The sequence below is a fragment of the Alteromonas sp. ABM1_013 genome (genome assembly GCF_056160505.1).
This window is the reverse complement of the sequence record NZ_JBSWXH010000002.1, coordinates 722,712-735,557: the sequence shown is the minus strand read 5'-3', so window position 1 is coordinate 735,557 and position 12,846 is coordinate 722,712. Positions and strand designations below refer to the sequence as shown.

Genomic DNA, 12,846 nt, shown 5'->3' with positions numbered 1-12,846 from the left:
ATTACCCCACTGAACCTTCAAGACTAATTTCGAGCAGCTTGCCGGCTTCTACGGCAAATTCCATTGGCAGCTCTTTGAATACTTCTTTACAGAAACCGTTAACGATCATAGAAACGGCTTTCTCTGTGTCTAAGCCACGTTGCTGACACAAAAATAATTGTTCGTCGCTCACCTTCGATGTTGTTGCTTCGTGCTCAACAATAGCGGAAGGATTACGGCTTTCGATATACGGGAATGTGTGAGCACCACATTTATCACCGATAAGTAACGAGTCACACTCGGTGAAGTTACGTGCACCGTCTGCACGCGGGCCCATTTGGACTAAACCACGATAAGCATTGTTACTGTTCCCTGCTGAGATACCTTTAGAGATGATGGTCGACTTGGTATTTTTACCCACGTGGATCATCTTAGTACCGGTATCAGCCTGCTGACGACCGCGTGTTAGCGCTACTGAATAGAATTCACCTACACTGTTGTCGCCTTTAAGTACACAGCTTGGGTACTTCCACGTAACCGCAGAGCCCGTTTCTACCTGTGTCCAAGATATTTTAGCATTGGTATGCGCTACACCACGTTTAGTCACGAAGTTGTAGATACCGCCTTTACCGTTCTCGTCGCCTGGATACCAGTTTTGTACCGTTGAGTATTTGATTTGCGCGTCATCCATTGCCACTAGCTCAACGACTGCCGCGTGCAGCTGGTTCTCATCGCGTTGCGGAGCAGTACAACCTTCAAGGTAGCTTACGTAGCTGCCTTCATCGGCGACGATTAAGGTACGCTCGAACTGACCAGTATTCATTTCGTTTATTCGGAAATAAGTAGAAAGCTCCATTGGGCAACGTGTGCCTTTTGGAATATAAACAAATGAACCATCAGTAAATACGGCGCTGTTTAGCGCGGCGAAATAGTTGTCAGTACGCGGAACCACTGAGCCAATGTATTTTTTAACAAGGTCTGGATATTTCTGAACTGCTTCAGAAATTGGGCAGAAAATAACGCCTGCTTCTTCAAGCTTCTCACGGAATGTTGTAACTACCGATACCGAATCGAATACCGCATCTACAGCAACGCCCGCTAGCATTTCTTGTTCGTGCAGCGGAATACCCAGTTTTTCGTAGGTGCGCAGTAACTCTGGGTCCACCTCGTCTAACGACTGAGGTTTATCTTTCATGCTCTTTGGTGCCGAGTAGTAAGAGATGGCTTGATAGTCAATTTTTGGATAGTCGACGTGCGCCCAGTCTGGCTCTTCCATCTCTAGCCATGCATGGTAAGACTTCAAGCGCCATTCAAGCATCCATTCAGGCTCGTTTTTCATTGCTGATATGCGGCGGATAACCGACTCGTCCAGGCCGCTCTCAAACGTTTCAGATTCGATTTCTGAATAGAAACCTGCATCGTATTTTCTTTCTAACGCCTGTTCGATCTGTTCACTCATGTTGGGATCTCACTTGTTTGCCTGCATTTGCTGCCACTATTCTTTCTACTCAACTGGAGAATAAATTACCCCACGGTCTTGGTAATTTATGTAAATCATCAACTTCAACAACCTTATTTAGTTGGGCTTATCCCCCACAAAATTGTTGAAACTGCCAGTTACATGCGGACAGCCTAAAATTTTTGGTGCCGTAGTATATAATACCCGACTATTTCACTCAAATATTCAGCCACTAATTTATGGCTACTAGGGGGTTTTAAACGTTACTTAACGCTTATTTCGCGTTAACTATTCATTAATTTTCGTCCACACTCACTACACTCACGGGAAGCTTTTACGAAAAGCGTATTCAGCTTCCTAGAAAAATTAATACTTACGCTTAAACTAGACCCCATTTCCAAACGCTAAATACAGCGTTTAAGCCACAACCGCTTTTCGCAGTCGCGTGGTTACATCAACCACTTTGTTTACTACGTAATCAATGTCTTCTTGGGTCGTAAAACGCCCTAAGCTGAATCTGATCCCTGCATGCGCCAATTCGTTGCTGCGGCCAATGGCTTTTAGCACATATGAGGGTTCTAAACTTGCTGAAGTACACGCCGACCCTGACGATACGGCAATATCATTTAAGCCCATCATCAAGCTTTCGCCATCTACACCCGCGAAACTTACATTTAATATGCCAGGTATGCGCTGCGTGGCATGTCCGTTTAAATAAATATCGTCAAGTTGTTGCAGGCCCTGCCACAGTGATTCACGCAGCTTTAATATGCGCGCACTGTCCTCTTCCATTTTTGACGACGCCAGTGCGATGGCTTCACCCATCCCAACAATTTGGTGAGTGGCTAGTGTACCCGACCGCATACCGCGCTCGTGGCCACCGCCATGAATTTGTGCCACCAGATTGATTTTAGGGCGGCGACGCACATATAACGCCCCCATTCCTTTCGGGCCATATACCTTGTGCGCTGATATAGACAGCAAATCAACCGGAAGCTCAGCTAAATCTATGGCAATTTTGCCAACACTTTGCGCACCATCTACGTGAAAAAACACGCCCTTGTCGCGACAAAGTTGTCCAATGGCTTCGATGTCTTGGATAACGCCTAGCTCGTTGTTCACGTGCATGACCGATACTAAGATAGTGTCGTCGCGTAGCGCGTTTTCGAGTTCGTTTAAATCAATTACCCCGTCTGACTGTACTTCAAGATAGGTAACATCAAAGCCCTGCTTTTCTAGGTACTCACAAGTATCCAATACCGCTTTGTGCTCGGTATTTACAGTAATAATATGCTTGCCTTTTTCAGCATAGCCTTGCGCAATACCTTTAATAGCGAGGTTATTTGACTCAGTTGCGCCCGAGGTAAAAACAATCTCTCTGGGGTCGCAATTCAGCGCGTCGCTAATTTGATTTCTAGCAACATCTACCGCTTCTTCAGCCATCCAGCCGAAGCGGTAGCTACGAGAAGCCGGATTACCAAAGTTACCTTCAAGCGTTAAGCATTTTGCCATCGCCTCGGCCACACTTGGGTCTACCGGGGTCGTTGCTGCGTAATCTAAGTAAATGGGTGTTGATAAAGCCATATGTCACTCAATACCAATTTAAAGTTGAATACTGACTTCTATATCTTTAGTGATATGACGAAGTGATGCATTACCGTCCTGACGACCGGCCACTTCCTGTACATCGCGCTTAGCCATTAATTCACCAAGCGTGATCGAATTCAAAAATGCGGCAATACGGTCGCTTAGGTCTTGCCACAAGCTATGGGTTAAACAACGATCGCCGCCTTGGCAATCGGCTTGACCTTGACAGCGTGTCGCATCAATGGACTCGTCGACGGCGCGAATAACTTCGCCTATCGCAATATCACTTGCTTCCCGGCCCAGCAAATAACCGCCACCGGGCCCGCGAACACTGTCTACCAGTTGTTCTTTACGCAGCCGAGAAAAAAGCTGCTCTAAGTAAGATAAAGAAATTTCTTGTCGTTCTGAAATGTCGGCAAGAGGCACTGGACCACGCTTTGAATGCAAAGCGACATCAAGCATTGCGGTAACCGCATAGCGCCCTTTAGAAGTGAGTTTCATTGGATTCTCCCGCCGTTTGTAGTGCGGGAATTTTCACATACCCGACTAAAATGGTCAAGTATAAGACCCAGTAAATTAGTCAGGTATTATTGATTAATACAAACGTTTTTTATGAATAATAAATATTCTAGTTTAACGAAAAAGGTTTACTCGTTATCGTTTCATCAGTTTTCCAATCACGCTCCAATAAGATACTGGTATTAATCGTTCGATAAACGACAAAATTTTTGCATCGAGCCCTATGAGCAAACGGGACTTATCATTTTCAATAGCATTAATAATCACACTCGCCGCTTTTTGAGGTGGGAACTTAAGAAATGCGTTCATCAATCTGCGCTGGCGAAATATTTCAGCGTCACTGGCACTTGCTGGCGCTTTAGCATTATCAGCAATCGACGTGGCAATGCCCCCTGGATGCACGACTAAGACGGTTACATTTGTATCTCTCAATTCATATCTAAGGGCATTACTAAAACCGCGAATGGCGAACTTACTAGCACTATATGCAGCCTGCCCAGGTGGCGAAATTAGCCCGAAAAGACTTGAAATATTGACTATTTTTGTGGGACTACCGACTTTGCGCATAGTAGGTAATATAGCGCGAATAAGCGAAACTGGAGCGTCAAAGTTAATTTTCATTAGCCAGTTAAAATCTGTTTCGCTAACTTGTTCAAAACTACCTCCAAGTGCTACTCCTGCATTATTTATCAGCACATCGATAGAATTGTGTTTTGTGAGAATATCATTTGGCAGCGATTTCACATCTTCGGCTATAGACAGATCACAAATGTGCAAGGTTACTCTCTGACTGTGAGAAGGTAAGCACGAAACTGTTTCTTTCAATCCACCTTCATCGCGATCGACGAGCGCTAAGTTACACCCCGATGCACATAGCTGAATAGCTAATGCTCTACCAATTCCACTTGCGGCACCCGTTAATACTACGACACTTCCTTTAAGCTCCATGTTTATGGACCGTGTGCAATTTTATATGGCCTAATATACTGTCGGCTATTCGATGAGACTGTATCGTATCTATTTGGTGACGTAGGCCACGTAACACTTGGTGCTTTGCTCCAGAAATAGCATTTGCTGTTGCAACACCGCCACTTGGGTGCACCATGCGATCAACATCACCATGAATGACCAATGTGGGGGCTGACACTTTGTTGAGTAATCGAGTGCGATCACCTGATTTCATAATGGCGCCAATTTGACGAAATACAGCTTTTGAGTCACTTTTAGAACCGTTTCGATGCCAGGCAAGCTTCGCATACTGCTGCCATTGACTTATCGCCCCTTCTGCATTGATATCGCCTATATGAGTCATCATGGCGCGATAATTTATAATCGCGTCATTTTCACTATTCGGGGCCTTCGCTCTGGCAATTCGCCATAACGTAGAGTAAGAGGGTTGGCCAACCTTTCTACTTCCAGTAGTTGAAAATATAGAGGTCATTGAATCAACAACATCAGGGTAAGTACTTGCCAGTGTTTGCGCTATCATTCCCCCCATCGACATACCAACTACGTGTGCACTGTTGATGTTTAGTCCTGCCAAAAGCTGCGCAGTGTCTTCTGCCATACGCTCTAGCCCGTATGCTCCATTTGGCGCTTTTCCTCTTAACTGTTGAAGCAAACTGGGGTGAGGAGTGGTGCTTCGAACTGAACGTCCTGCATCACGGTTATCAAAGCAAATCACTCGGTAACCGCTAGTCACCAACCGCTCTATTAAGGCGCTTGGCCAGTACACTAATTGCAGCCCAAGGCCCGCAATAAGTAAAATTGTACCTTGTGTGTCGTTACCATGCTCCGCATAGCAAAACGTATCCCCACTCTTCAGCGTAATAAATTGTTCCTGGTGTAAGGCTAGGCTCATAGTGCCACCTCGGCTGTATTTTGTGTCTCAAGACTCTTCTCAAACAACAAGGCAGGATCGTCCACCTTACCTTTACGAAATATCTTTACGTCCTCTTCATAATTCCAAGACATCGACCAAGGGAAATGGGTCCCCTGACGCGGTAACTGCTCGATTGAGCGTTGAATATATCCTGCACCGAAATTTAGCAACGGCTGTGTTTCCATGTTTGGGTCTGCAATAGGCGTACATTGTAAATAATCGTGCTGCTTCATATGATTCAATAACCGCGTAAAATGCTCACACAGAAGACCGATTTTCAAAGTCCACGAAGAGGATGTGTACCCTACTGCAATAGATAAGTTTGGCACGCCACTTAGTAACATCCCTTTGTATGTAACACACTGAGGAAGCGATACTGCCTTTCCATCTATTTTCGGAACTAGCCCTCCTAGTGGCAGCAGATTAAGTCCCGTAGCGGTAACTATTATATCTGTATCAATATGCTCCCCAGATTCAAGTTGAATGCCTGTTTCTGTGAAGTTTTTAATATTGTCTGTTACTACCGATGCACTACCATTTGATAACGCTTTGAACAGGTCTCCTCCTGGTACTGCGCAGAGTCTCTGCTCCCATGGGTTATAAGGGGGGTTGAAGTGCGTATCAACCGGAAATCCTTCAGGCAGCATTTTAGCATTCAAATCACGTATAATTTTTCGAGCGCGATTGGGAAAGCGTTGGCAAAAAGCATATACCCAACGCTGCTTCGCAATATTAAATTGCCGAGCAGCTTTGAAAGCTAAATTATCGCCGACTAGAGGTCTTAAATGCTTCGCTATAGGGTCTTGTGTTGGAACGGGCAATACGTACGAGGGCGTTCGTTGCAGCATGGTTACGTGAGAAGCCGCTTTTGCCATTGAAGGTACTAATGTGACAGCAGTAGCGCCACTTCCTATTACAACTACGCGCTTACCTTCATATTCTAAGTTTTCGGGCCATTGCTGGGGATGTATGATGTCACCTGAAAAATTCGACTGTCCGTTAAACTCAGGTGTATACCCTTTGTCATAACGATAATAACCCGATGCATTAAAAACCCATCTGGCTGCGACTTTTTCAGTATGCCCTGTTTCTTCTGAGCGTAAGGTCACTAACCAATACTGCTTATCACTTTGCCAATTTAGCTCAACAACTCGTGTTAAAAAGCGTATTTTTTCTCTGATGCCATTCTCATTTGCTGTTTGCTCGATGTATGCCTTAATGGAGCTACCGTCAGCAATAGCTTTTTTTTCTTTCCAAGGCTTGAAGTCGTATCCAAACGTGAACAAGTCTGAATCTGAACGAATACCAGGGTATTTGAATAGATCCCAGGTACCTCCCAGATCTGCACGAGCTTCGATTATGGAGTAGGTCAAGTCCGAACACTTACTTTGCAAGTGGTAAGCGCAGCCGATACCTGAAATACCTGCTCCGACAATCAATACATCTAAAAATGGCACTGTGTTTTGCATGCAAACCCCAAAGTGATAACAAGCGTTGTCACTTTAATATATGTTGTTGCAACCGAGCCGTCAATGCATAATATGCTGACTATGAAAAATAATTCTTTAACATCCGAAGCATCAACAGAGCGCACGTATTCAGGCATCTCAATGTCCGAGAGAATTGTGCTGCGCCGCCAGCGATTTATTGAAGCAGGTATTTTACTGTTTGGCACTGTTGGATTTCAGTCTACAACTATGCGTATGCTGACGGCACAAACAGAGTTAACAAACCGTTATTTCTATGAGTCGTTCTCGAACTTAGAAGATTTGCTCGTAGCCTGTTACGAGAAACTGATGGATGATTTTCGCCTTCGATTAAAAGAGGTGCTTGAAAAAGCAAGAGAAAATAGCGAGCCGTCGCAGCGCATTCGCCCGGGGTTAGAATGCTTTTATCGATCCATGTCTGACCCAAAGTTTGCTCGAATCACGCACGCCGAAGTATTAGGCGTAAGTGAACGCGTTGACCGGCTTTATAGCCGTTGCTCAGCAGATTTTGCCGCGTTGATGATGTCTTATTTAACTTCGTCTTTGCCTGACACAAAACAACTATCTGATACGCAAATGCAGTTTATTGGTGCAGCGCTAACAGGCAGCTTAATTAATAGTGCAATGGTATGGGTAAACAGCCAATATCATGCCGATATCGACGATGTCATTGATACGTCGCTTGCTATTTTTATAGGCACAGTTAACCAGTTGCAGTTAAATTAGAGCGCTCCGCTGCCTACAGCCATTTCTTAAATCGCAGGATCGAAAGAAGAATGCGCCTTCTCTCGCTCTTGGGTTTCCGTTAGGTCGAAACCCGTTTCTGCGAAATCTTCAGCGCTAATATTGTGTAAATTATCGGTACATACATCGCCACCTAGCGACTGAATGACCTTGCACATCTCTTCCACTTTGGTGTCCATTTGATGCATGTGCTCTAGCATAACTCCCATAGCATTGGCCACCGGATCAGGGTTATCTGGGGCGACTGCATAGGCATCAAAACCATATTTCTGAGCAATTTTATCGCGCTGGGGATTTACCGTGGCATTCGACTCTTTTTGCTTAGAAATAATAATACGACCGGGAATGCCAACTGCTGTAGCGCCGTCTGGAATATCTTTAACTACTACCGAATTAGACCCTACTTTAGCGTTTTCACCAATGGTAATCGGCCCTAAAACTTTAGCCCCTGCCCCGACCACTGCGCCGTTCTTAAGGGTTGGGTGGCGCTTACCGGCTTTCCAGCTAGTACCGCCAAGAGTCACCCCATGGTATAGAGTAACATCATTGCCAATTTCTGCGGTTTCACCGATAACTACGCCCATACCGTGGTCGATAAATACCCGGCGTCCCAACGTTGCCCCTGGATGAATTTCAATGCCCGTAAGCCAACGACTAAACGTTGATAAAGTACGTGCCAACCATTTCCATTCTGCCTTCCACAATTTGTGACTAATTCGATGCAGCCACACTGCATGAAGGCCTGGATAGTTGGTTAGCACTTCAAAGGTGTTTCTGGCCGCTGGGTCGCGATGAAAGACACCTTGAATATCATCTTTTATACGGGCGAACATAGTGTTTACTCTTTTTCTTCTATCGCTGGTGCAGGGTCTGCGTCGCCTGAGTTTGCATTCTTCACCGATTTATCGATAGACGCCAATATACCGCGTAATATATTAAGCTCTTGAGACTCAGGGCGTGCTCGGTTAAACAAGCGGCGTAGCTTAGTCATTACCACACCTGGGTGGCTTTTACGTATAAAAGACGTGCCTTCCAGCGTGGTTTCCAAATGCGTATAAAAACGCTCTAAATCATCATTTAGTGGATATTCTTCTTCAACGCTTGGGTATGTTTCGCGATTAAGATAGGCCATGCGAATCTCATAACAAAGGGTTTGCACTGCTGCTGCTAAATTAAGTGAGCTGTATTCAGGGTTGGCTGGAATACACATATGGAAGTGACACTGCTGCAGCTCTTCGTTAGTTAAACCACTGTTCTCACGCCCAAACACCAAGGCTACCGGGTACTTTTCTACTTCTTGGACCAGCTTCTCGCCACAGTCGCGCGGGCCAAGCATAGGCCACGAGTGAGTGCGAGAGCGTGCAGACGTCCCTACTACCAAGCCACAGTCTTTAACTGCCTCTTCCAGCGTGCTTACAATTTTCGCGTTAGCGAGCACATCGCCAGCCCCTGCCGCCAATGCACTGGCTTGGCCGTCTGGCTCATTTACTGGGTCGACAAGATATAAGCTGCTCAGCCCCATGGTCTTCATAGCTCTTGCTGTCGAGCCGATGTTTCCCGTGTGAGACGTGTTAACTAAAATAATGCGAATATTCTCGAGCATGCGTGTAATACCTACGTACTTATTTGGATAGCGTCTTTAATTCGATAATATGCGGTTTTGTCGCACTATCTTTTAGACCTTAATGGCGTGAAGTTTAACACAGCGGCAGTATAGATGGCTATTCACGCTATTGTGCTGGGATTTCATTTGCATCGTGCATAGATTCTGGTAGACTCCGCCCGTTTTCGAAAGCAACTAGCTATTTTTTATACAGCTAGTTTGTTTCATTGGTCTTTTACAATTGGTGGTTTATCTATGCATCCTATGCTGAATATTGCGGTGCGCGCTGCGCGTGCGGCTGGAACAGTTATTGTTCGTGGTTTTGAAAAACATAATGAAGTAGCGACAGAGTCAAAAGGCTTAAACGACTTCGTTACTCAAGTTGATAAAGAAGCAGAACAAGCAATTATTGCCAAAATTCAGCAGTCTTACCCGAACCATTGCTTCCTAGGTGAAGAAGCGGGTGAAGTTCTAGGTACAGAAACTGACTATCAGTGGATTATCGATCCGCTAGATGGCACCACTAATTTTGTAAAAGGCATTCCTCACTTTGCCGTTTCAATTGCACTTCTTCACAAAGGTCGTCTAGACCAAGCGGTTGTTTTCGACCCAATTCGCAGCGAATTATTTACCGCAAGCCGTGGTCAGGGTGCACAGCTTAACGGCTATCGTATTCGTGCTTCTAAGCCACGTGATCTTACTGAGACAATTATTGCCACTGGCCTACCTTTCAAAAACAAAGCTCAGTTTGGCGAATACGCTTTAAGCCTAAACAAGATTTTCCACGAAGTGGGTGATATTCGCCGTGCAGGTAGCGCAGCACTAGACCTTGCTTACGTTGCAGCTGGCCGCCACGACGGTTACTGGGAGCGCGGCATTAAATCTTGGGATATCGCAGCAGGTGAGCTTATTGTTCGTGAAGCTGGCGGTTTGGTAACAGACTTTAAAGGCGGAAACGACCCACTTCACAAAGGCGAAATTGTTGCGGGTAGCGTGAAGGTTGTTCAAGGCTTAGTGAAGCATCTTAAGTAAGAAGCACCTTAAGTAAAAGCAGCTTAAATAAATCGCTCGTAAGCACATAAACTGAGCCGATAAACCAAGCACAGTTAAACAGTAAAGGCGCTATGACACGAATGACGTGACATAGCGCCTTTTTCTTTTTCTCACTTATTGGTTTCGTTATACCTGCGGTAACACACCGCGATTACGAACACTTTACCTCTCGCTGAGTGGCTAATGAGCTATGCGGACTGGTGTTTAACTTTAGGCCAAATAAAAATCTAAGAATTAAAAAGCGCTTGGCGACTTCGTATGTTAGTGCGCACCCCACAACGGTTATTAGCGTTATTAAAATAAATTCTCCGAGTGTCGACGATACACGGGAGCTCAAAAAGAACGCCGCCACCACAATTATCGTTTGATGCACCATATAGTAAGGCAACACGCCTTTATTCAAATAGCTCACCACCTTACTCGGGTTAGACAAATATTTTCGACCGAACCCCAATATTGCTGCCAACCATGCCCAGTGATTAAGTACAACGATTACACCAACCAAAACACGAAACCCAGGCGACGACTCCATTAACTGCCCTGTAGGGCCTAGCAAGTCGTGACGGTCTAAAATTATGACGCTGTAAAGTACTATCGCAATGGTTAAGCTTACGTAACGGGACTTCATAATTGCAGCATACAATGCGGGTCTAAGCACAACCACAATACCAACCAGCATCACAAAAAAGTACTTTGCATGACTATACCAATCATTAAGCAAGTCGTGAGACGTGGGATATGCTACTCGTAGCTCCAGCCATATGGCAGTCATGATCGTAACCACTAACACGCTAAACAGCGCCAAACTATCGAGTATTCTCAACGCCCTTACTTCAACAAATCTGATAAGCGGGAAAAACAGCAATATGAAAACGCTATACACAAAAAGGTAAGGTAAAAACCAAAGGTGATTCCACGTCAGTAAGCCAATTACCGATTGTTTGTCGATAAACAAGTCAGTATTTGGATTGATGTAAGCAACGTAGAACTCGCTAAACGGCATGGCTAGCGCTCCGCTTACTGTCCACTCTATGTAAACTTGTGGCGCGACGATAACGAACATTCCGAAAACAAGTGGAACTAATATCCTCAACGCCCTCTTCCCCAGTAGTAAAAGTGATACACGCCAGCGAGAGGTCGTTTGGTCATAAGCGCGGCGCAGCACGACAGTAAATACCATGGCAGAGATCAAAAATAATAAAGACATACGCCAATGGTTGGTCAATATCATCACATCTTGTAATAGTGGAAATTGCACGTCGCTTTTTATATGCCAGCCCCACTCTAAAACGTAATACATTCCAATGTGATAAAAAATGAGTACGCCAAACGCGATGACACGCAGTGCATCCAACTCGAAATAACGTTGAGTGACAGGACTCTCGACCACGGCCGTCTCTCTCACCTCCCCCTTTGAAGTTCTGTTAACAAACGTTGCTTCCTGACCAACATATGCTTGCGTCAATGTCCTCACTCCTATTCAATAGTGCTTAACTAACGTGTTGCATCTAATGTGATAGACGTCTAACAGCAAACGCCTAAGTGACGAAAAGTAAGAGAAAAAGGGTTGAGCGGTGAATAACTGGGATGAAAAATGGAGTCAGTTTCTTAGGGATTCTGAATCAAAACATAAATACGCTGCATTTGTTTTGCTTGCAGCCTATTTGTTTATAAATAACTCAATCAATGCTGCGTCTGATTGGACTGAATTTTCTCGAAGCGACAATAACAGCGTAGCAATTTGGGAGCCGTACGTTTGGGAATACTCGAGTGCTTTGAGCACCGCTTTGCTCGTCATCCCATTAATTACCGCTATACGTACACTCGATCAGAAAGTAAAAGTGGGAGCGACATGGCTTGCATGGCATTTTGCTTTCGCCAGTTTATTTTCAGTAGCCCATGTATCATTAATGGTAGCGTTTCGAAAGCTTGTCTACTTGTTCTCTGAACGCAATTATGACTTTGGGATATGGCTCAATGAGTTCATCTACGAATATCGAAAGGATGTATGGGGCTATATTACCCTGATCACTTTTTACTATATTGCACGGTTTGGCTATCAACGCTTAATTGGTGAAGCATCACCTATTACACGCGACACATCACAGATAACGAATGACAACGTGGCCAGCACCTTACCTGACTATTTATTGGTGAAAAAGCTCAATAAGGAGTTTTTAGTTCAAGTCACTGACATACAGCGAGTAGAAGCCTCAGGAAACTACATTAACCTTCATACTCACGTGGGCGTTTACCCCTTGCGTTATACCCTTGGCCGGTTTTGTGAAGAAGGAGCACATCAAGGCTTTATGCGAGTGCACCGGTCGCACGCAGTGCGAATACCTGCCATTGAGTCTATAAGTTATGAAGAAACGGGAGATGGCTCAATAATGCTTAATAACGGTCAATCAGTAGCGCTTTCTAGGCGATATAAAGATGATCTGAAACAAGCATTAGCCCCTAATCCACAGTAAATTGCAATTTTAATAAAGCAATAAAAAAACCGCATCATAGATGCGGCTTTTGTACGTCT

12 protein-coding genes are annotated in these 12,846 nt (G+C 44.9%); 3 read left to right on the top strand and 9 right to left on the bottom strand.

The annotated features are described in order from the left end of the window. Position 1: 1 nt before the first annotated feature. The 6 genes from sufB to ACXAGK_RS07745 all read right to left on the bottom strand — a co-directional run bounded on the left by sufB (position 2) and on the right by ACXAGK_RS07745 (position 6,895). The gene (gene sufB / locus ACXAGK_RS07770; RefSeq protein WP_269917414.1) at positions 2 to 1,438 is read right to left on the bottom strand and encodes a Fe-S cluster assembly protein SufB; all 1,437 of its coding nucleotides are present in this window, start codon (positions 1,436 to 1,438) and stop codon (positions 2 to 4) included. Positions 1,439 to 1,855: 417 nt separating this feature from the next. Continuing rightward, positions 1,856 to 3,022 carry an IscS subfamily cysteine desulfurase gene (locus ACXAGK_RS07765; protein WP_474855419.1) on the bottom strand — a complete coding sequence of 389 codons (1,167 nt, stop codon included), beginning with the start codon at positions 3,020 to 3,022 and terminating at the stop codon, positions 1,856 to 1,858. Positions 3,023 to 3,040: 18 nt separating this feature from the next. Continuing rightward, positions 3,041 to 3,526: a Fe-S cluster assembly transcriptional regulator IscR gene (gene iscR / locus ACXAGK_RS07760; protein ID WP_179984062.1), complete on the bottom strand. Its 486-nt coding sequence runs from the start codon at positions 3,524 to 3,526 to the stop codon at positions 3,041 to 3,043. A 153-nt stretch (positions 3,527 to 3,679) separates the two neighbouring features. Beyond that, positions 3,680 to 4,492 (bottom strand): SDR family NAD(P)-dependent oxidoreductase, encoded by an 813-nt coding sequence (locus ACXAGK_RS07755; protein ID WP_474855417.1) that lies wholly within the window; start codon positions 4,490 to 4,492, stop codon positions 3,680 to 3,682. Beyond that, positions 4,482 to 5,405 carry an alpha/beta fold hydrolase gene (locus ACXAGK_RS07750; RefSeq protein WP_474855415.1) on the bottom strand — a complete coding sequence of 308 codons (924 nt, stop codon included), beginning with the start codon at positions 5,403 to 5,405 and terminating at the stop codon, positions 4,482 to 4,484. The genes ACXAGK_RS07755 and ACXAGK_RS07750 overlap by 11 nt, the downstream gene beginning before the upstream one ends. Beyond that, positions 5,402 to 6,895, bottom strand: a complete 1,494-nt coding sequence (locus tag ACXAGK_RS07745; protein ID WP_474855413.1) for a flavin-containing monooxygenase — start codon at positions 6,893 to 6,895, stop codon at positions 5,402 to 5,404. The genes ACXAGK_RS07750 and ACXAGK_RS07745 overlap by 4 nt, the downstream gene beginning before the upstream one ends. Positions 6,896 to 7,036: 141 nt before the next feature. Here ACXAGK_RS07745 and ACXAGK_RS07740 point away from each other — a divergent pair, with 141 nt between their 5' ends. Continuing rightward, positions 7,037 to 7,639 carry a TetR/AcrR family transcriptional regulator gene (locus tag ACXAGK_RS07740; protein WP_474855411.1) on the top strand — a complete coding sequence of 201 codons (603 nt, stop codon included), beginning with the start codon at positions 7,037 to 7,039 and terminating at the stop codon, positions 7,637 to 7,639. Positions 7,640 to 7,665: 26 nt separating this feature from the next. Here the strand turns inward: ACXAGK_RS07740 and cysE are convergent, their stop codons facing one another. After that, positions 7,666 to 8,490, bottom strand: a complete 825-nt coding sequence (cysE, locus tag ACXAGK_RS07735; RefSeq protein ID WP_474855409.1) for a serine O-acetyltransferase — start codon at positions 8,488 to 8,490, stop codon at positions 7,666 to 7,668. 5 nt (positions 8,491 to 8,495) lie between these two features. Beyond that, positions 8,496 to 9,260, bottom strand: a complete 765-nt coding sequence (trmJ, locus tag ACXAGK_RS07730; RefSeq protein WP_014950182.1) for a tRNA (cytosine(32)/uridine(32)-2'-O)-methyltransferase TrmJ — start codon at positions 9,258 to 9,260, stop codon at positions 8,496 to 8,498. 255 nt (positions 9,261 to 9,515) lie between these two features. Between trmJ and suhB the strand changes: the two genes are divergently transcribed. Further along, positions 9,516 to 10,292 carry an inositol-1-monophosphatase gene (suhB, locus tag ACXAGK_RS07725; RefSeq protein WP_474855407.1) on the top strand — a complete coding sequence of 259 codons (777 nt, stop codon included), beginning with the start codon at positions 9,516 to 9,518 and terminating at the stop codon, positions 10,290 to 10,292. A gap of 172 nt (positions 10,293 to 10,464) precedes the next feature. Here suhB and ACXAGK_RS07720 read toward each other — a convergent pair whose 3' ends face one another. Then, a complete protein-coding gene (locus ACXAGK_RS07720; RefSeq protein ID WP_474855405.1) occupies positions 10,465 to 11,787 on the bottom strand; it encodes an acyltransferase family protein in 1,323 nt (440 codons plus the stop codon). A gap of 100 nt (positions 11,788 to 11,887) precedes the next feature. Here ACXAGK_RS07720 and ACXAGK_RS07715 point away from each other — a divergent pair, with 100 nt between their 5' ends. Beyond that, on the top strand, positions 11,888 to 12,787 hold the full coding sequence (locus ACXAGK_RS07715; protein ID WP_474855403.1) for a LytR/AlgR family response regulator transcription factor: 900 nt from the start codon (positions 11,888 to 11,890) through the stop codon (positions 12,785 to 12,787). Positions 12,788 to 12,846: the final 59 nt, after the last annotated feature.

Coding starts and splice junctions, on each gene's coding strand:
- ACXAGK_RS07765 (WP_474855419.1), bottom strand. CDS start 3,022: ATGGCTTTATCAACACCCATTTACTTAGATTACGCAGCAACGACCCCG.
- suhB (WP_474855407.1), top strand. CDS start 9,516: ATGCATCCTATGCTGAATATTGCGGTGCGCGCTGCGCGTGCGGCTGGA.
- trmJ (WP_014950182.1), bottom strand. CDS start 9,260: ATGCTCGAGAATATTCGCATTATTTTAGTTAACACGTCTCACACGGGA.
- ACXAGK_RS07755 (WP_474855417.1), bottom strand. CDS start 4,492: ATGGAGCTTAAAGGAAGTGTCGTAGTATTAACGGGTGCCGCAAGTGGA.
- ACXAGK_RS07740 (WP_474855411.1), top strand. CDS start 7,037: ATGTCCGAGAGAATTGTGCTGCGCCGCCAGCGATTTATTGAAGCAGGT.
- iscR (WP_179984062.1), bottom strand. CDS start 3,526: ATGAAACTCACTTCTAAAGGGCGCTATGCGGTTACCGCAATGCTTGAT.
- sufB (WP_269917414.1), bottom strand. CDS start 1,438: ATGAGTGAACAGATCGAACAGGCGTTAGAAAGAAAATACGATGCAGGT.
- ACXAGK_RS07745 (WP_474855413.1), bottom strand. CDS start 6,895: ATGCAAAACACAGTGCCATTTTTAGATGTATTGATTGTCGGAGCAGGT.
- ACXAGK_RS07750 (WP_474855415.1), bottom strand. CDS start 5,405: ATGAGCCTAGCCTTACACCAGGAACAATTTATTACGCTGAAGAGTGGG.
- cysE (WP_474855409.1), bottom strand. CDS start 8,490: ATGTTCGCCCGTATAAAAGATGATATTCAAGGTGTCTTTCATCGCGAC.